The sequence below is a fragment of the Nocardia sienata NBRC 100364 genome (assembly GCF_001613205.1).
Taxonomy (GTDB): Bacteria; Actinomycetota; Actinomycetes; order Mycobacteriales; family Mycobacteriaceae; genus Nocardia; species Nocardia sienata.
Genome location: NZ_BDBX01000029.1, coordinates 66,546 through 85,664 on the forward strand (window position 1 = coordinate 66,546; position 19,119 = coordinate 85,664).

Here is a 19,119-nt window from a genome sequence, read left to right on the forward strand (position 1 = left end):
GGGCAGCCGGGCGCTGTCCCCTCACCCTCCGGTCGTACCGCCACCGGTACGGACCGGGCGGTACTACCTGACCGGTACCTGCGTCACGTCCGCGGAGCCTTCACCGGCGGCTTCGGCATCGGCGGACCCTGCCACCGCGGGTTCGGCAGCGTTCGCGCCCACGGTCTCGGCGGAGTCCTCGGGGGCCGCGGCCGTCCGGGACTTCCGCCATGCCAGGACCGTGAGCGAGACCGCCACCGCGACGATCAACACGTAACCGATCGTGCGGGGCGCGCCTTCGATATCGAAGTGCTTGAACAGCGTGCGAGCGTTGGTGAGGACCAGCAACCCGCCGACTCCGGTGCCCAGCACACCCGGGGTGATCCGGCTGACCAGCCAGGCGGCGATCGGTGCGGCGATGACACCGCCGAGGGCCAGGCCCGCGATGATCAGCAGATTGTCGAAGAAATCCGAGCCGAGCCCCAGCAGGAAGCCGACACTGGCCGAGGCCGAGACGATGAACTCCGAGGCACTCACCGAACCGATCACCGTGCGCGGCGCGGACCGTCCGGTGGTCAGCAGGGTGCTGGTGGTGACCGGCCCCCAGCCGCCGCCACCGCTGGCGTCGATGAAACCGCCGAACAGGCCGAGCGGGGTCAGGAATTTCGCGGAATGCGCGGTCTTCTCCGAGGTGGCGAACTCCACCGGCGGACGCGAGGAGAACCGGACGACCAGGAAGACACCGATCGCGAGCAGGATGCCGGCGGTGATCGGCGCGGCGGATTCGGTGGAGATCCGCGACAGCACGGTCGCGCCGAGGAAGGCACCGATACCGCCGGGCACACCCAGCCGTAGTACGACCTTCCAGTCGATATTGCCGAACCGCCAGTGCGATGCCCCGGAGGCCAGGGTGGTGGCGACCTCGGCGAAGTGGACTGCCGCACTCGCATGCGCGGCACCCGTGCCGCTGAGCACGAGCAGCGTCGTCGCGGTGACGCCGAAGGCCATCCCGAGCGTGCCGTCGACGATCTGCGCGCCGATACCCACAAGGGTGAAAACCAGTAACTTGATCATGACGGTGTGCTCCCCGAACCTGGACCGAAGATCCGAGGTTACGACGCGCTCGCCCGGTCGACACGGGTTGCGATCACCGTGAACGTAATACTGCCGGCCTGCCCGATGGGCATCCGGTACGGCGCCCCGGGGGCGCGGAAATGAAGGCGACACCGGCGGCGTCGCTGGGGCACACTGGCCGCCGTGACCGACCGAACCTTCCGTCAGATGGTCCTGCGCGAGCGGCCGACCGCCGGGATCACCGCCGGTACTTTCGCCGAAAAGGCTAGTCCCTTCCCGGTATTGGAGAACGGTGAGGCCCTCGTGCAGGTGGAGTGGCTCGGTATCGACGCCACCCAGCGCACCTGGCTCAACCCGGCGACGACGTATACAACGCCGGTCGGCGTAGGCGAGGTGATGCGCGGTAGCGGGGTGGGGCGGGTGGTCGCTTCTCGTGACCCGGCGCTGCCCGAGGGGCAATGGGTCTACGGTGAGCTCGGCTGGCAGGAATACACCGTGGCCCGCGCCGCCGGGTTGTTCGGCGTGAATCCGGTGCCGCCGGGGATCGACCCCCGCCATATGCTCACCGTCTTCGGGGTGAGCGGGCTGACCGCCTATATCGGGATCACCCGGGTGCTGGAGGTCGCGGAAACCGATGCGGTGCTGGTCACCGGCGCGGCCGGCAGTGTCGGATCGCTGGCCGGACAGATCGCGCGGATACTCGGCGCGCGGGTGCTCGGCACCGCGGGTACGCCGGAGAAAGTCGGCTGGGTGCGCGATACCGCCCGTTTCGACGACTGCCTGAACTATCGCGCCGACGACGTACCCGCCGCGTTGCGCGCCTTCGCACCCGACGGGCTGACCGCGGTCTTCGACAATATCGGCGGAAACCTGCTGGAGAACGCGCTGGACCACCTGGCCCTGCACGCCCGGATCGCGCTCTGCGGATCCATCTCCTCCGGTTACACGGCCGCCGGCTACGGCGCCGCACCCGCCAACTACATGCAGCTGGCCTTCCGCCGCGCCCGAATGGAGGGCTTCATCTTCTACGACCACCACGTCGATTTCCCCGCCGCGTTGGCCCGGATCGCGGGCTGGGTGGCGGCGGGCGAGCTGGTCTGGGCCGAAGATGTCGTCGACGGCCTCGGCAACGCCCCGGCGGCGCTACAGCGCCTCTTCGACGGGTCCAATCTCGGTAAACAGCTGGTCCGGGTCCGGTCGGATCCCGGGGCCGGCTGAGACCACCGCACGCGCCGCACACCCGGGCCCCGGGCCGCCCGCTGGCGCCCGGGACCGCGTGCGACGGCACCCGAGGGAAGAACTCAGTACTGCGACTGCGGGCGCCGGATGATCGCCCCGGACCCCACCCCGCCGAGTAGCGAAATGATGCACAACCCCGCGATCAGGTTGATCACGGCCGTGGCGATCTTGGCGTCCACCCCGGCGACCAGGGTGAACGGCACCAGCGTCGCCAGCGCGGTGACCAATCCGGTGATCCAGTAGAAGAACTGCATCGGGCTCGGCATCAGCGCGAGCAGCAGGTTCAGCAGACCGGTCGCGGCGATCGCGGCGGCGCCACCGGCCACGGCATACGAGGTGGTCGAAACCGTGCCGTAGGCGCCCTCGCCCTCCGGCGAGAGAACCGCGATATTCAGGATGCCGCGCACCAGCATGATCAGTACCACGATCACCAGCGCGACGACGATGGCCGTGCCGACGCCGCCCGCCCACAGCCGTCCGACATTGATCTTCGGTTCGTTCGACCGCTCGTTCGACCGCTCGGGCTGGTCCGGCTGGTACCCGTATTCGACCTGGTGCCCGTACTCCGGCTCCTGCGAGTACCCCTGCTGCTGGGGATAACCCGGCTGCGGGTAGGCCTGCGTCCGAGGGTAACCCTGGCGGTGAGGGTCCTGGCGCCCGTAGTTGTGCGGCGGTTCCGTCATAGGGGGAAAGTACCCCGCATGAGCTCCGCGACCCACCCGAATCGGTAGGCGCATGTCGGGCGCGGCACCGGCCGGAATCATCCGCGCCGGGTGAGGACACCCGCCCGGCCGGTGGGTTCGCTGGGGCGACGGCGCCCGTGGCACGGCATGCCGCTTACGACACGCCCGCCCCGCCGTCGGTGAAACCGAGGTTGTGGCGGCCAGACGCAGGTCGTCACCCCGGCCGACCGCTACGAAGGAAGTGGCCGGTACGGCCACGTACTCGGCCGCCGCCCGCGGCCGGGCGGGCAGCGACGGCGGGTTCGGGCATAAACGGGAAGGTCTGGACCGGGTGGTCGACGGGCGCTACCAGGTCCGCGGGGACGCCAACCCGACCAGCGTCGACGCACCGGACGGCCTCGTCATCATCCGCTTGGGCCATGTGGATTCGCCACGGCGTCCTCAACCCCCGCTCCGGCCACGCCCCCGACCCAGACCTGCGGATCGTCTACACCGTCAGAACGGATACTCGCGCTGTACTGGCGGCCTTGATCGCCACCCAGCACGCGCTCGAACATGTCGCCGAGGGGGTCGTGATCTCGCATCTGGGCTCCCTTGAACCCGATTCTCCTTGGTGGGTAATCACCGCCGTGGCCGACCTGATCACTGGGACGCGGGTGTATCCATCCGCAGGCGCAGCATCCCGCTACCTCCGAGGTGAGTCGTGATCCGGAGCCCGGCCCTGGCCATACTCGCCGTCGCCGGAATCGCTGTCTTCGTAATCGCGGTCATCCTGCCAGGGCCTCGGGAACTGATGAGGATCGGCATGAGCGCTGCGGCGCACTCGAACGGCATGCGTCCAAATCCGAATGTGTTGGCGCCGCTGCGATGCGTTGGGCACGACGTTCCATGTCGGCCCTCGTAACCCGGCTGGACCAGCAAGACAGCCTACGCAGATCCTCGCTACGGCCTCAAAGCACTTGACCGCGCTGTCAACGGACGCCGCATCGAGTTCGAGGTGAACAACGATGGCTCGCAAGTCCGTGGAGAAGACGGATCGCACTCTGAAGCCGGGCGATCATGTTCGTGCCCGTATAGGCCGACGCGAGGTAGAGGGCACCGTGACCAGCTCCAGCGGCGGCCGAGTCCATGTCACCTTCAAGGTGGCGGGCGCTGATGAACCGGTCTCCAGGCTGTATCACGAGACCGAGCTCCGGTCGGCGTGAGGTTCAACCGACAACTGACCTGGGGTTTCCGATTCATCCGCTCGGTTGCATCGTCTGAGCGGTCTCGTGTTGTCGCGAGCCGACGGAAACCAGATACAGCCTCACCAAGCGAGTCGAACTCGGCCGAGTACGTCGCGACACACTGTCCGACCTGCGGCGCAGCGGTGCCCCCAGTGGGACTCGAACCCACACTTGGCGGATTTTAAGTCCGCTGCCTCTGCCAATTGGGCTATGGGGGCGTGCGGACCACACACTACCGACTCGTACACCCGTACCGGAATACCCGTGAGTGGGAGTCACACTGTGGGGTCTGTCTGAATCGCCTGGCATGCCTCCACCAGCACGTCGGCTGCCAGCAAACCCGACTCCTCCGCCGCCTCGCGCACCTCGTCGGGTAATTCGTAGTCCGTGGTCACCGCCAGCAACGCCAGCTGCAGGGCTTCGCCCAGCTGCCCGAGCCGCCGGGCGATCACCAGTTCGTCCATCTCGGTGCCCATGTTCTCCCAGCCCACCGGCTGCACCCCGTCGATACGGTAGCGGCGCAGGGTGTCCTCCCCGAGGACTTTCATGAAATCCACCGCCGAGGCCATACAGCGATTGTTGGCGACCCGATACTCGGTGCGGTCGGCGATCTTCTCGATGAGGACCGCGACGATGGTCGCGGCGGTGAACATGCCGTCGCATACCCGGGCGGGCGCGGCAACGGGTGGGCCCGGCGGGGCGGTGGCCAGACCGGTGGTCACCGCGTCGATCCATTCGACCACCAGATCCGTACCGGACGCGTCGTCCCGGACCGGCAGGTGTGCGGGCTGTATCGCCCGGCGCCGGAACCACCGCCACGACAGACCCATCGCGATCACCCCTGTTCGGAAGCGGACCTACCGACCAGCGAATGCCGTCGGCCGTATGCGAAGTACATCACCAAACCGAGCAGCATCCAGACTACGAAACGCAGCCAGGTTTCGACCGAAAGATTCACCATCAACCACAGGCAGGACAGGACCGCCAGGATGGGCACGAAGGGCACCAGTGGCACCTTGAAACCGCGCGGCAGGTCGGGCCGGGTGCGGCGGAGGATGACCACCCCGATGGAGACCAGCAGGAAGGCGAACAGGGTGCCGATGTTCACCATCTCCTCGAGGGTGCCGAACTGCACGAAACCGGCCAGGATCGCGCACACCACACCGACGATCACCGTGATCCGCACCGGCGTGCCGCGATCCCCGGTCCGCGAGAGACCCCGCGGGACCAGACCATCGCGGGACATCGCGAACAGCACCCGGGTCTGGCCGAGCAGCATCACCATGACCACGGTCGTCAGGCCGGCCAGCGCGCCGATGGAAATGATGTTCTTCGCCCAGGTCGCTCCGTTGAGAGCGAATGCGGTCGCCAGCGTCGCGTCCTCGCCCGCCAGGTCGGTGTAGGGAACCATGCCGGTGAGCACGATGGAGACCGCGACATACAGGATGGTCACCACGACCAGCGAGCCGAGGATGCCGCGCGGCAGATCGCGCTGCGGGTTCTTGGTCTCCTCGGCGGCGGTGGCGACCACATCGAAGCCGATGAACGCGAAGAACACCAGGCTGGCCGCGGCCAGCAGGCCGTACCAGCCGAAGGTGCTGTTACCTGCCCCGGTCACCCAGGAGAACAGGGACTGCGTCAGTCCCTGGCCGCCCTCGCCCGGGACCGACTCGGGAATGAACGGGGTCAGGTTGGCCGAGTCGAAGAAGCTCAGGCCGACCACGATCACCAGCAGGATCACTCCGACCTTGATGGCCACGGCGATCATGGAGACACGCGAGGACAGTTTGGTACCCAGTGCCAGCAGTGTGGTGAGCACGGCGATGAGCAGGACCGCGCCCCAGTCGAAGGTGACCCCGCCTATCTCCACCACGGCGGCACCCCGGTCGAACACCTGGCCGAGATACTGGGACCAGCCTTTGGAGACCACCGCGGCCGCGAGCGCGAACTCCAGCAGCAGGTCCCAGCCGATGATCCAGGCCGCGAGTTCACCGAAGGTCGCATAGGAGAAGGTGTAGGCGCTGCCCGCGACCGGGACGGTGGAGGCGAACTCCGCGTAGCACAGCGCGGTGAGCCCGCAGGCGATCGCGGCGAAGACGAAGGCCAGCGATACCGCGGGCCCGGCGACGTTACCGGCGGTGCGGGCGGTGAGGGTGAAGATACCGGCACCGATCACGACGGCGACGCCGAAGATCGCCAGATCCCACGAGGTGAGCTCCTTGCGGAGTTTCTTCCCGGGTTCGTCGGTATCGCGGATCGACTGCTCCACGCTTTTGGTGCGGAACAGCGAATTGCGGCTGGTCGGCGTCGTCACTGCGGCCTCCTGGTGATTCCGGCGCGAGTACCGGGAACGCTAGTGCACTCCCGCCATATGACGGGTTATCCACGACGACAGTCCGGCAATCACCACGCCCGCCGCGATCGCCACCAGACCGGTGATCCCGAAGTAGGCGAATTCGGCGTCCGGCGAATAGAAACGTGCCAGCACTCCCGACAATGTGGTGCCCAGCGCGATCGACAGGAAATAGAGCGCCATCATCTGCGCCCGGAAATGCTCGGGGGCCAGCTGGGTACTGACCGCGAGGCCGATCGGGGAGATCAGCAGTTCGGAGACAGCGAACACCGCCATGATGAACAGCACGGCCAGCGCCGGCACCGAGCGTCCGGAGGTCCCGGCCAGTGGGACGAACAGCAGAAACGCCGTCCCCATCCCGACCACGCCGAGCGCGAACTTACGCGGAGTGGTGGGCGCCCGATCCCCCAGCTTGGTCCACAGCGCGGCGAACAGCGGCGAGAGCGCGATGATCCACACCGGCTCCACCGAACCGATCCAGTTCGACGGCGCGGTCCAGCCGAAGATGTTCCAGTTCATCCGTTCGTCGGAGTACACCGCGAGCACGGTGAAGATCTGCTGGAACAGGGCCCAGAACACCACGTTGGCCAGGAACAGCGGGACGAAGGCCCGCACCCGGCTGCGTTCCAGCGGGCTCACCCGGCGATGGGTGAGCAGGACGGCGAAGTACACGGCGGCGGCGATGACGATGAGCGCGGTGGTGACATCGGGCAGGTTGTCCACGGTGACCAGTCCGGTCAGCAGTACCAGCAGGATCACCAGGATCGCTGCGACCACCACCGCGGCGAGCGGCCCGTAGGCACGACGCGGCAGCGGATCGGTGGGCTCGCGGCCGGCGGTGCCGAGATTGCGGCGGAACACCACGTACTGGATCAGTCCCAGCGCCATCCCGACCGCGGCCGCCCCGAAGCCGGCGTGGAAGCCCCACTCCTCCCGCAGCAGCCCGGTGAGCAGCGGGCCGACGAATGCACCGAGATTGATCCCCAGATAGAAAAGCGTGAATCCGCCGTCGACCCGCGGATCGCCCTTCGGATACAGGGTGCCCAGCAGCGCGGACGCGTTCGATTTCAACGCGCCACTGCCCAGCGCCACCAGTACCAGCCCCACGCCCACACCGGTGAGGCCCGGAATCAGCGCCAGTGCGATATGCCCGGCCATCACCACGACGCCGCCGTAGAAGACGGTCCGCTCCATCCCGATCAGCCGGTCCGACACCCAGCCGCCGATGATCGTGGAGAGATAGACCAGACCGCCGTAGGCACCGACCAGACCGACTGCGACATCCTGATCCATACCGAGACCACCGTCGGTGGCCGAGTAGTACAGGTAGTAGCCGAGGATGGTGAGCATCCCGTAGAAGGAGAAACGCTCCCACAGTTCGACACCGAACAGGTTGACGAGGCCGACGGGGTGACCGAAAAAGGTGCGCTCGGCGACGTCTGGGACTTCGGACATGCTGAGACTGTCCCACGCACCCGGTCCGGCGCGCGGCATACCGGACCGAACCGATACCGCAGCTTCACGAACACTCCGGCCCCGGTAACACTGCGGGGCCCGGTGAGGGGTCAGGCGATCGAGAGCGCGATCCCGTCCAGGATGTCGTGTTCGCTGACGACCAGCTCGGTGATCCCGGCCCGGCGCTTCAGCTCCGCCGCCAGCACCTCGGTGATCACCGCGCCGCCGCCGATGACATCGACCCGGCCCGGATGCATGGGTCCGAGCGCGGCGCGCTCGTCGTGGTTCATCCCGATCAGCCGATCGCAGACCGCGTTCAGATCCGGGAGCGCGATCCGTGCCAGATGTGTTTTCGTCGAATCGTATTCGGGCAGGTCCAGCGCGACGGCCGCGAGTGTGGTCATGGTGCCGGCCACCCCGACCCAGGTGTGCGCACCGTCCACCGGGACGTGAGTGAACGCCTCGGTGAGGCGTTCGGTCGCGAACTCCCGGGCCGCGGCCACTTCACCGGCCTCCGGCGGATTTCCGCGCAGACACCGCTCGGTGACCCGCACGCAGCCGATATCGGCGGAGAACGCCGCCTGCACCCCGTCGCCGTCCCCGACCACGAGTTCGGTGGATCCGCCGCCCAGGTCGACCACGACGAACGGCCCGTCCGCCGCGGACAGTTCACCGACCGCGCCGGTGAACGACAACCGGGCCTCCTCGTCACCGGTGATCACCTCGGCGGACGCGCCCGGCACCACCCGGCCGAGTTCGGACCGGGTCATCGCGAAGAAATCCTCCCGGTTCGACGCATCGCGAGTGGCGGAGGTGGCGACCATCCGAACCCGGCTCACACCGTGCTCGAGCATGAGGGTCACATAGTCGGCCAGCGCCACGCGGGTACGTTCGATCGCCTCCGGGTTCAGCCGGCCCGTCGCGTCGACCCCTTTACCGAGCCGCACGATCCGCATCTCCCGGTGCACATCGGTCAGGGTGGAATCCGCGCCGATATCGGCGATCAGCAGTCGGATCGAATTGGTGCCGCAGTCCACGGCAGCGACCCGGTCGGTCATAGCAACTCCTTCATAGCCTGTACACACGGTCCACGGAACCCGCAGCAAAGGCGGAGGTACCGCCTCACGACCCCTCCCTCGAAGCCTGCGCGCCCGGTCGGCGGAGGCCGCAGCAGAAGCGGAGGTATCGCCTCATTCGTGTTCCGTCACCCCGTATTCCGGCCAGTCCGCCGGGATCGCACTGCCGCGCAGCCCGTTCGCTGCCGCCAGCGCCACCGCCTCGTCACCGAGCGGATTCACGCCGGGTCCCTTGGCCAGCGCGTGCGCGATCAGCACATGCAGGCATTTCACCCGGTCCGGCATACCGCCACCGCTGAAATCGGTACCCAGCGATTCGATCGCGTCGCGTTCGGCCAGATAGCTCTCGTGCGCGGCGCGATAGGCGGCGGCGAGTTCGGTATCGCGGCCGAGCCGGTCGGTCATCCCCTTCATCACACCCGCGGATTCCAACCGGCTGGCCTCCGCGGTCAGCCGGGGGTCGGTGAGGTAGTAGAGAGTGGGGAACGGGGTGCCGTCCGGAAGCCTCGGCGCCGTCTTGACCACCGCGGGCAGCCCGTCGGGCGTCCGGTAGGCGATGGCGAGCACCCCGCGCGGTTCGCGGCCCAGCTGTTCGGCGACGATCTGCAGATCTCGGTCGTCGGGTGTACTCACCTGGGTCCTTCCGGCTGCGGCGCGGGTGTTTCGGTTTCGGGGGGCGGTTCGGAGATGCTCCGCCACAGATCCGTGTACCACGGATCGGGTTCGTGCAGCGGTGCCTGCGGATCGGGGATCGCCGGCACTTCGATCCCCGGGACCTGCACGATATAGGGGGTTTCGCCCGGCATCACCAGACGCAACCGGTCGCGCGCCTCGGAGCGGATATAGGCCGGGTCCTCCTGCTGGGCGCGGCGGTCCTTCAGCCGGTCGATATCGGCTTCGAGCGCCCGGCGTTCGGCCGCGAGCTGATCGGCCTCGGCGCGCTGGGTGAAATAGGTGCGCATGGGCACGGCCAGCGTCATCGCCAGCGCACACACCACCATCGCCAGAATGATCGCCTTACCGGCGGACAACCCCAGGATGGTCCGCTCCGACCAGTCCCGCGCGCCGTCCGTCCCGGCTCTGGACCGGCGGGTGGTGCGCCGCACCCGCTCCGCGCCGCCGTGCACTTCGGCGGCGGGGCGGCGCGACGGCGCGCGCGACGTGCGGCGGTCGCCCCGTCCCGCGGGACTGGTACCGCGCGCACGCCGCTCCGACATCTACCTCAGTCCTCGAAGGTGAAACGCGGGAAGGCCACGTCACCGGCGTAGCGAGCCGAATCGCCGAGCGCGTCCTCGATCCGCAGCAGCTGGTTGTACTTCGCCACCCGCTCGCTGCGCGCCGGAGCGCCGGTCTTGATCTGGCCGCTGCCCACCGCGACCGCGAGGTCGGCGATGGTGGTGTCCTCGGTTTCACCGGACCGGTGCGACATCATCGTCTTGTACCCGTTGCGGTGGGCCAGCTCGACGGCGTCCAGGGTCTCGGTCAGGGTGCCGATCTGGTTCACCTTCACCAGCAGCGCGTTGGCCGCGCCCTTGGCGATACCGTCCTCGAGACGTTCGGGGTTGGTGACGAACAGATCGTCGCCGACCAGCTGCACCTTGTCGCCGATCTCGTCGGTGAGCGCGACCCAGCCGTCCCAGTCGTCCTCCGACAGCGGATCCTCGATCGACACCAGCGGGTAGGCGGCCCGCAGTTCGGTATAGAACTTGGCCATCTCGGCAGCCGAACGCGCGGAACCCTCGAACTGGTAGGCACCGTCTTTGTAGAACTCGGTCGCCGCGACATCCAGCGCCAGCGCCACATCCCGGCCCAGTTTCAGTCCGGTCTTACCGATCGCGACGCTGATCAGGTCCAGCGCTTCCTTGGTGCCGGCGACATCGGGCGCGAAGCCGCCCTCGTCGCCCAGCCCGGTGGCCAGACCCTTCTCCTTGAGCACCGCCTTGAGCGCGTGGTAGACCTCCGCGCCCCAGCGCAGCGATTCCTTGAACGTCGGCGCGCCGATCGGCGCCACCATGAACTCCTGCACATCCACACCGGTATCGGCGTGCGCGCCGCCGTTGAGGATGTTCATCATGGGCACCGGCAGCACATGGGCGTTCGGTCCCCCGAGGTAGCGGAACAGTTCCAGACCCGAGGACTCCGCGGCCGCGCGCGCCACCGCCAGGGACACACCCAGCAGCGCGTTGGCGCCGAGACGCGATTTGTCCGGGGTTCCGTCGAGGTCGAGCAGCGCCTGGTCGACGGTGCGCTGTTCGACGGCGTCCAGGCCGATCACGGCCGGGGCGATCTCGTCGAGCACCCCCTCGACGGCTCGCTGCACGCCCTTGCCGTTGTAGCGATCCCCGCCGTCGCGCAGTTCCACGGCCTCGTGCTCGCCGGTGGAGGCACCGGAGGGCACCGCGGCGCGGGTCAGGGTGCCGTCGTCGAGGGCGATCTCGACCTCGACGGTGGGGTTACCCCGAGAGTCCAGGATCTCGCGAGCTCCGACCTGTTCGATGATGGCCACGAAAACAACACTCCTTCGGCTGGTGGCACGGTAGTTATCGGGACGAGCCGTGCGGTTGCGAGCCTAATAGGCGCGGTTGCGGCCAGTCCATTTGCCGCCCCGCAGCGACCGACACAGTTCCGGCGCGACCTCAGACGCGCCGGCCGACGCTGTAGGCCGCGGCCCGATCACGGACCACTTCCATATAGCTCTCCGACCTGTTGTAGGTGAACAGCGCCCGGCTCCAGCCCTCGGCGGTGCCCAGCGCCCCGCCGCTCACGCACAGATACCTCGCCGCGGTGAGCGCCGCATCGTCGATACTGTGCGGATCGGCGACCCCGTCCCCATTGGCGTCCACTCCCCATCTGCGCCAGGTCTCCGGTATGAACTGCATCGGACCCACCGCACGGTCGAATACCCGGTCCCCGTCGAGCAGCCCCTCGTCGGTATCCCTGATCTCCGCCACTCCGGGCGCTCCGTCCAGCGGGATACCGATGATCGACGGCTCCACCAGACCGTCGTCACGCACCTCGGCCCCGCGATGCCGGCCGTGATCGCTTTCCACACTCCCGATTCCCGCCAGCGTCGTCCAGCCGATCCCGCAATCCGGCCGCGACCGCACCATCACCGCCGCCGCGTACCCGTACGCCTCGAGCGCGGCCACCGGCATATCCAGCGCACCGGCGTGCTCGGCCGCCCACACGTTCAATTGCGCGGCGGTCCGGCCGGGGGCATCGATATCGATCACGGGTACCGGGATGCCGGGCCCGGGCGGGATCCCCTCGGGGATGGGCACCAGATCCTCGCCGGCCCCACACCCGGTCAGCACCAGGGCAACCAACGAAGCGGCGACGAGGCCGAACCTGCGGAGACGCACACCATCCATCATCCAGGCAGCCGGGGCCGGGCGCCCCCGAGAGAGGGACCGAACGGTACAGATCACAGTCTCGGTCACAGAAACGGCCGACCCTCGACATAGTGGTGGAGGAACCGAAAACCGACGCACGAACAATACGACCGCCCAGAAAGGCCGATACATCGTTCTCCTCGACAGGCCCGAGCAGATCCGAGAGTTACATCAAATGACCGCGGCGCAGTATTTACTGCTGAATGATTCGACCCGAGACAAAGGAAAACGATTGCGCCTCGAGAATCGATCTCGGGGCACAATCGTTGTCTCGAGCCAGATATGGTCGGCCTATCGGATCAGGCCCAGCGCGACGCATTCAGTTTATCGGTGGTCGTCATTTCGATGGCACCGTCTTCGACGGTCTTGGCAAGGCGCTCCATGATGTCGAGCAGGCCGTTGTGCGCCTCGTCCCACCGGGCCTGCTTGAGGCGGTACGCCTCCTGAGCACCGGACTCCCATTCGGCGGCCAGCGCGTTGACGTAGCCCTTCAACTCCTCATGGGTTTCGGTCAACCGGCCCTTCGACGAGCGCAGGTCGCCGGTCATGGCCATCAGCTGGCCTTCCGAATACTTCATCTGCGACATAGCAATAACTCCTAAGACTCTCGTGAACCGACGACTCAGATATTCAGGCTGGAGCCGAGCTCGGACGAGGCACCGAGCGAACTCAGCGCATCCTGGTTCGCCTGCTCGGTGGCCGTGTATCCCTTACCGTTTTCACGGATGAGGGTCCCGATCTCTGCGAGGACGTCGTGCAGCTTGCGGGACTGCGCATCGTAGTCGTCCATGACCTTGCGGAAGGTGCCGGCGGCGGAACCTTCCCAGTTCCCCGCCGAACCGGCAACGATGTTACGAACGTTGCCGAGTTCGGTCTGCAGCTGCGAATTCACGTTCTCGACGTGCTTGGCAGCTGTCTCCATTGCCGCTACGTCGGTAGTGACGTTGGGGTTCGCCACGGTATCTCCTTACTCGAGTTCGGATCCGGACCCCCTGCGTCCGCAAACGGTCCGAACTTGCCTTCATGATGATTGGACGCGATACCGGCCCAATCGGTTCCGTAGGATTCCGGAATATCTCCCGGATGAGGTCATCGGCCGACCTCCAGCGAGTTCGCGAGGTCTTCACAGATAGGTGTGATCGAGTCCTGCCCCCCTGTCTGATACTGGCACCCGATACTGATCTGGATGCTGTGCTCGACGATAACATGCCAGTCAACGGTCGATCCGTCCTCTGGATACTCGGAATAGGCCAGGCCGGGACGCCCGGCGAAGACCACGTCGCGGCGGATGGCAGACACCGAACCTGCTGGGCGGCGGGCGATCTGGGCCTCCAAGGTGGCGGCGATCCGTTCGTAGCCGACATCTGCCGTCACAGGCTGCTGGGTCACGGTGATACGTGCGCGCAGACCGGCAACCGGAACCAGTTCCAGACGCTGATCGGAAGGCGGGTTCTTGATCCGCCAGCCGTCCGGGATCTCGAGACGGAGAGCGCCGAAAGTCGCCGGGCCCGAATCGGAGGCGGTATCGCCGGTATCCGGGGCCCGGGTGGTGGACGGTGCGGTCGCCACGGCGTCGGAGCCGCCGGATATCCGGGCGATACCGATGCCGGCGGCGACCAGGACGGCGACGACGAATACGACCGCGGCGGCGAGATAGAGCGGGGTCCGGGAGCGTGGTGGCCGGGTGGCGGCGGCCCGCTCACGCAGCGGCTGTAGCCATTCGGTCTCGGCAGCGGCCGGGGGCAGCACGGGGCGATGATCGCCGGGATCGGTTCGGGGCACTCGCACCAGATCGGTACCGGCGACCACTACCGGCTCGGCGTTACCGCAGCGCTCGGCGACCACCGAACCGATCCGCTCCAGAAAGCCGGCGTCGGTACGGCCCACCACGAGCACCGAACTCACCTGGCAGCCGTGCAGGAGCCGATCGAGAAGCGCGTCGAAACCGGCGAGTTCGTCGTCCCCCGCCGCGATCTCGGCAGCGGAGAGCGCCGGTTCGTGTTCGCAGTATTCGAGCCGCGGACCGCTCTCCGCGGGAACCACTGTGGACGCGGTGGTCGACAACGGTCCGAATTCGAGGACCACGGTGCGCACATCGCGTAGCCGCCGACCGGCGGTGACCGCCCGGACGGCAATCGTCTCCAATGTCACGTGACCGCTGTGGCGGCGCGCCGCGGACTCCAGAACGGTCAGCCGATGCGGATCCCACTCGGTCGGGTGTACGACCGTGAGCCGCTCACACGGTGACGGTATGCGCAGCTGGGCGAGCGTATGACCGAACACCGCGCTCAGCGCTCCCTCGGGTGTCGGCATGCCCGGGTCGTAGGCGATGCGGTCGGCGGTGACCAATTGCACCGGCGACACCGCGATGGACGGTGGTGCCAGTGGTTCGCCCACCACCAGGCTGCGGCCGTCACCGGTGGGCACGACCGACGGAGTGAGATCGGTATGGGTGTTCGCGCTCCACGCCCACAATCGTGTCTCGGTCAGCGCGATTTCGGCCACCGGCATTACTGCGTCGGCATCCACGAGGTCTGGATGAGTTCGTTGCCCGAACGCCCGACCAGGGTGCCGCGGCCCGGCGGCATGGCGCTGGGCCGCACATTCCCGAGCAGGCCGCCCTCTTCCCGGCTGCCACTCATGATCAGACCGGGCGTGGCCAGGTCACGCAGCCGGGAGATCACCGGCTCGTACAGGGCCCGGCCGGCGCCACCGGAGCGACGCGCGATGATCAGATGCAGGCCGATATCCTTGGCGTGCGCCAGATAGTCGACGATCTGTGCGAGCGGGTTGCCACTGGATCCGCTGGAGACCAGGTCGTAGTCGTCGACGATCACGAACAGATCCGGGCCGGTCCACCAGGAGCGGTCGCGCAGTTCCTGCGGGGTGACGTTCGGCCCGGGCATCCGCGTCCGCAACAGTGCGGCGAGGTCACGCATATTCGTGGTCAGGCCCTCGGCGCCGGTCGCGTACGCGGCCAAGCGATCCTGATCGAAGTAGCCGAGCATGGTGCGCCGGAAATCGACCAGGATGAGCGCGGCCTTGTCGCGTGCGTTGGATTCGACGATGCCGCTGACGATATTGCGCAGCAGCGTCGACTTCCCGCATTCGGTATCGCCGAAGATCAGGAAGTGCGGGTTGTCGTCGAAATTGAGGAAAACCGGCGTCAGCTCGGATTCGTTGATACCGATCGGAATCGCGATATTGCGCCGGTCCGCCGGCCCCTGCCAGGGGCCGATCGCCCGCACGAACTGCTCGCGATCGAGTTGTTCGGGCAGCATCCGGACCTGCGGCGCGGGACGGCCGGGAGTCGCCTGCTGCAGTCGCGCGACCGCGTCGGCGACGCCGCGACCGAGGTCCTCGGCCTCGGAAGATCCGTCGACCCGGGGCAGCGCGGTGAGCATATGCAGGTTTTCGGGGGTCATACCGCGACCCGGCCGGCCCTGCGGAACCAGCGCCGCGACCTTGCGGCCGAACTCGGAATCGGCCGGATCGCCGAGGCGGAGTTCCAGCCGGGTCCCGATCTGGTCCTTGAGCTGCGGCCGGGCCTCCATCCAGCGCGAGAGCGCGATCACGACGTGCACGCCGTAGGACAGGCCCTGTACCGCCAGGTTCATGATCGCCTGCTCCAGCGGCTCGAAATCCTGGCGAATCGAACCGAATCCGTCGATCACCAGGAAAACATCGCCGAAGGGGTCCTCATGGGCGCCGGTCGCTGCCTGGCTGCTCGCCGGGTCGGCGGCACGCAGGCGGCGGAACTCCGACATCGACTCGATACCGAGCTGACGGAATCGCAGTTCGCGGGTGCGCACGATGGTGGTCATCTCGGCGACGGTGCGGCGAACCTTGTCGTGGTCCAGCCGGCCGGCCACCGAGCCGACGTGCGGCAGGCCCTCGAGACTGGCGAGGGTGCCACCGCCGAAGTCCAGGCAGTAGAACTGCACCTGTTCGGCGGTATGGGTCAGCGACATCGACATGATCAGCGTGCGCAGCATTGTCGATTTACCCGACTGCGGGCCACCGACCACGGCCACATTGCCGCGTGCGCCGGACAGGTCCACGAGCAGCGGATCGCGCCGTTGGTCGTAGGGGCGGTCGACGATACCGATCGGCGCGCGCAGTCCGGCCTGCGCGTTGTACTCGCCGGTGAGGATCGAGCGCGGGATGAGCTCGTCCAGTGAGGGCGAGGCGTCCAGCGGCGGCAGCCAGATCTTGTGGGCGGGCCGGCCGTGGCCGCGGATCCGGGCCACCAGCATGCCGATATTGGAGATCTGTTCACCGTCTTCGACCAGTGGCTCCGGATCGTCGAGCGGTTCGGGGGCCAGCGGTACCCGGTCCACCGCCCGGAACTCGACATGTTTGGCCAAGAACGGCCGCGCGGTGATATCGATTTCACCGGCCCGTGTCGCCACCGCGATATCGCGCTGCGGTCCACCACCCACATAGGGCCCGGAGACGTAGGACGCCTGGAAACGCTGGATCTCGCCCGAATCCGATTTGAGATAGCCGCCGCCGGGACTGTTGGGGAGGTTGTAGGCGTCGGGGACACCGAGCACCTGGCGGGATTCGTTGGCGGAGAATGTTTTCAGGCCGATGCGATAGGACAGATGCGATTCCAGGCCCTTGAGCTTGCCCTCTTCCAACCGCTGCGAAGCGAGCAGCAGATGGACGTGCAACGAGCGGCCCAGGCGGCCGATCATCACGAACAGTTCCGCGAAATCGGGGTGCTGGGTGAGCAGTTCGGAGAACTCGTCGAGGACGACGAACAGCGCGGGCAGCGGATCGAGATCGGCACCGGCGGCGCGGGCCTTCTCGTATTCGGAGACATTCGCGAAGTTACCTTCCTGGCGCAGCAATTCCTGGCGGCGGTTCATCTCGCCGGCCAGGGCATCGCGCATACGGTCGACGAGGTCGGCTTCCTCTTCCAGGTTGGTGATGACGGCCGCGACGTGCGGCACACCGTCGAGACCGAGGAAGGTCGCGCCACCTTTGAAGTCGACCAGGACCAGGTTCAGCTGATCCGGCGAATGAGTGGCGAGCAGACTGAGAACCAGGGTGCGCAGGAATTCGGATTTACCGGAACCGGTGGCGCCGATACACAGACCGTGCGGGCCCATACCGGATTCGGCGGCTTCTTTGATATCCAGGACGACGGGCAGCCCGTCGGCGCCGACACCGAACGGAACCCGCAACCGCTCCCGGCCGTAGCGGGGTCGCCAGGCGCTCTCGGGATTGAAGGAACCGATATCGCCCAGGCCCATCAACTGCGCCCAGGTGTTGATCGTCTCCCCTTCGGTGACCTCGACATCGCTGCTGCGCTGGGTGGCCGCGCGGTACGGGGCGAGGCGGCGGGCCACCTGCTGGGCCTGTTCCCGGCTGATCCGGTCGATGACCGCGAATCGCTCCTGGTTGCCGGTGGCGCCGCGGCCCAGGCATTCACCGTTGCGGATGGTGAGCCCGATACCGCGCGAGACCGCCAGGCGGGGAGCGTATCCGCACAGGTCGATGACGGTGACACCCTCGTACCCGGATTCGCGCAGCTGATCCTCCTCGGCCTCGAGCAGGCCACCGTCCACCACGATCACCACGTGCACCATGGCGGAATTGGTGGGCTGGTTACGGGAGTAGCGGACCCGGTTGCCGAGAATCGGGGCCAAACCCGCCATCATCTCCCGGATCGAGCCGAAGAACATGCGCTGGGTGCCGACACCGTCCTCGGCGTCCGGATGCTGGGTGTGCGGCAGCCATTTCGTCCATTCCCATTCCGCACTGGTGTCGGGGCCGCAGACGATCGCGGTCAGCACCTGATCCGGGCCGTGGAACATGGCCAGCTGGACCAGCATCGCGCGCACCATGTCCCGGGCCTGCGCCCGATCGCCGTCGAGGGCGATGGTGGCGAAACCCTTCACCGCGATGGCGGTCGGCAGATCGGGCACGGTGGAATGCGCCCGGACGAAGCGGCGCAGCGAGACCGCGGCGATCGGTTCGAGCTCCTCCACCGGCCCGGTTTCCGGTGCGACCAGGCGGGTGGCCAGACGCTGCCCGCCGATGCCGATGCGAACATGGCAGAAGTCCTTGTCGCTGGGCCGGCGCTCCCACATCCGGGAGGTGCCCGCGAGCATCCAGACCAGGCCCGGCTCCGGATGACTCCACTCCACCGCGGCCCGCTGCTCGGCCGCCGTCACCCCGACATCCTTGCGAACCTGGTCGAGGTAGCGCAGGTAGTCCTTGCGATCCTCATTGGCCTCGGCCGCCTTGGCGCCCTTACCGTTGCCCTGCCCGGCGAACATCCCGACCATCGAGACCATCATCATCATCGGGAACATCAGCGACATCGGATTCGACGCGATACCACCCCCCTGGGTGAACATCAGCGCCATCATCCCGACCATGCCGATGATCATCACGACGGGCATGAGCTTGCCGAGCAGATTTCCCGGCGTCACCCGGGGGATTTCGGGGGGCGGCTGCAGGGTGACCTCGCCCCCTGGTGTCCGCGGAACCTCCCGGCGCGCACGCCGCTGAAAACGGACAGTGGTCATCGAGCGAGATCCCCCTTGTGGCCATGCGATGTTCGGGCTCAGTGTAGAGGCAGGCACGAACATGTCGTACAGTTCGACCTGCATTCTGCTGGCCGGACCG

The 19,119-nt window shown here is 67.4% G+C and carries 15 protein-coding genes and 1 tRNA gene; 1 reads left to right on the forward strand and 15 read right to left on the reverse strand.

The genetic code is table 11. From position 1 onward, the window contains the following. Positions 1-63: 63 nt before the first annotated feature. The gene (locus NS4_RS16750) at positions 64-1,053 is read right to left on the reverse strand and encodes a sulfite exporter TauE/SafE family protein (RefSeq protein ID WP_063060475.1); all 990 of its coding nucleotides are present in this window, start codon (positions 1,051-1,053) and stop codon (positions 64-66) included. A 183-nt stretch (positions 1,054-1,236) separates the two neighbouring features. Between NS4_RS16750 and NS4_RS16755 the strand changes: the two genes are divergently transcribed. Beyond that, positions 1,237-2,271: an NADP-dependent oxidoreductase gene (locus NS4_RS16755; RefSeq protein WP_063060476.1), complete on the forward strand. Its 1,035-nt coding sequence runs from the start codon at positions 1,237-1,239 to the stop codon at positions 2,269-2,271. Between the two features lie 83 nt (positions 2,272-2,354). Here NS4_RS16755 and NS4_RS16760 read toward each other — a convergent pair whose 3' ends face one another. The 14 genes from NS4_RS16760 to eccCa form a co-directional block, all read right to left on the reverse strand. After that, positions 2,355-2,975, reverse strand: coding sequence for a DUF6069 family protein (locus NS4_RS16760; RefSeq protein ID WP_063060477.1), 621 nt, complete (start codon positions 2,973-2,975; stop codon positions 2,355-2,357). 1,370 nt (positions 2,976-4,345) lie between these two features. Beyond that, positions 4,346-4,419: transfer RNA gene (locus NS4_RS16775), tRNA-Leu, on the reverse strand. 57 nt (positions 4,420-4,476) lie between these two features. Further along, on the reverse strand, positions 4,477-5,031 hold the full coding sequence (locus tag NS4_RS16780; RefSeq protein ID WP_157106087.1) for a hypothetical protein: 555 nt from the start codon (positions 5,029-5,031) through the stop codon (positions 4,477-4,479). A 5-nt stretch (positions 5,032-5,036) separates the two neighbouring features. Next, positions 5,037-6,515, reverse strand: a complete 1,479-nt coding sequence (locus NS4_RS16785) for an amino acid permease (RefSeq protein ID WP_063060481.1) — start codon at positions 6,513-6,515, stop codon at positions 5,037-5,039. Between the two features lie 39 nt (positions 6,516-6,554). Further along, on the reverse strand, positions 6,555-8,009 hold the full coding sequence (locus tag NS4_RS16790; RefSeq protein WP_063060548.1) for a peptide MFS transporter: 1,455 nt from the start codon (positions 8,007-8,009) through the stop codon (positions 6,555-6,557). A 110-nt stretch (positions 8,010-8,119) separates the two neighbouring features. Next, the gene (locus NS4_RS16795) at positions 8,120-9,067 is read right to left on the reverse strand and encodes a Ppx/GppA phosphatase family protein (protein ID WP_063060482.1); all 948 of its coding nucleotides are present in this window, start codon (positions 9,065-9,067) and stop codon (positions 8,120-8,122) included. Positions 9,068-9,199: 132 nt separating this feature from the next. Next, complete coding sequence (locus tag NS4_RS16800) at positions 9,200-9,718, reverse strand: DUF501 domain-containing protein (protein ID WP_063060483.1); 519 nt, start codon at positions 9,716-9,718, stop codon at positions 9,200-9,202. Next, complete coding sequence (locus NS4_RS16805; RefSeq protein WP_063060484.1) at positions 9,715-10,302, reverse strand: FtsB family cell division protein; 588 nt, start codon at positions 10,300-10,302, stop codon at positions 9,715-9,717. The genes NS4_RS16800 and NS4_RS16805 overlap by 4 nt, the downstream gene beginning before the upstream one ends. A 5-nt stretch (positions 10,303-10,307) precedes the next feature. Then, positions 10,308-11,591 carry a phosphopyruvate hydratase gene (eno, locus tag NS4_RS16810; RefSeq protein ID WP_063060485.1) on the reverse strand — a complete coding sequence of 428 codons (1,284 nt, stop codon included), beginning with the start codon at positions 11,589-11,591 and terminating at the stop codon, positions 10,308-10,310. A 130-nt stretch (positions 11,592-11,721) separates the two neighbouring features. Beyond that, positions 11,722-12,456, reverse strand: a complete 735-nt coding sequence (locus tag NS4_RS16815; RefSeq protein ID WP_245665468.1) for a lytic transglycosylase domain-containing protein — start codon at positions 12,454-12,456, stop codon at positions 11,722-11,724. A gap of 320 nt (positions 12,457-12,776) precedes the next feature. Then, positions 12,777-13,064 carry a WXG100 family type VII secretion target gene (locus NS4_RS16820; protein ID WP_063060487.1) on the reverse strand — a complete coding sequence of 96 codons (288 nt, stop codon included), beginning with the start codon at positions 13,062-13,064 and terminating at the stop codon, positions 12,777-12,779. A 35-nt stretch (positions 13,065-13,099) separates the two neighbouring features. After that, positions 13,100-13,435 (reverse strand): WXG100 family type VII secretion target, encoded by a 336-nt coding sequence (locus NS4_RS16825; RefSeq protein WP_157106088.1) that lies wholly within the window; start codon positions 13,433-13,435, stop codon positions 13,100-13,102. A 131-nt stretch (positions 13,436-13,566) separates the two neighbouring features. After that, positions 13,567-15,006 (reverse strand): type VII secretion-associated protein, encoded by a 1,440-nt coding sequence (locus tag NS4_RS16830; protein WP_157106089.1) that lies wholly within the window; start codon positions 15,004-15,006, stop codon positions 13,567-13,569. After that, positions 14,988-19,019 (reverse strand): type VII secretion protein EccCa, encoded by a 4,032-nt coding sequence (gene eccCa / locus NS4_RS16835; protein WP_063060490.1) that lies wholly within the window; start codon positions 19,017-19,019, stop codon positions 14,988-14,990. Before eccCa ends, NS4_RS16830 begins: the two co-directional genes overlap by 19 nt. Between the last annotated feature and the right edge of the window lie 100 nt (positions 19,020-19,119).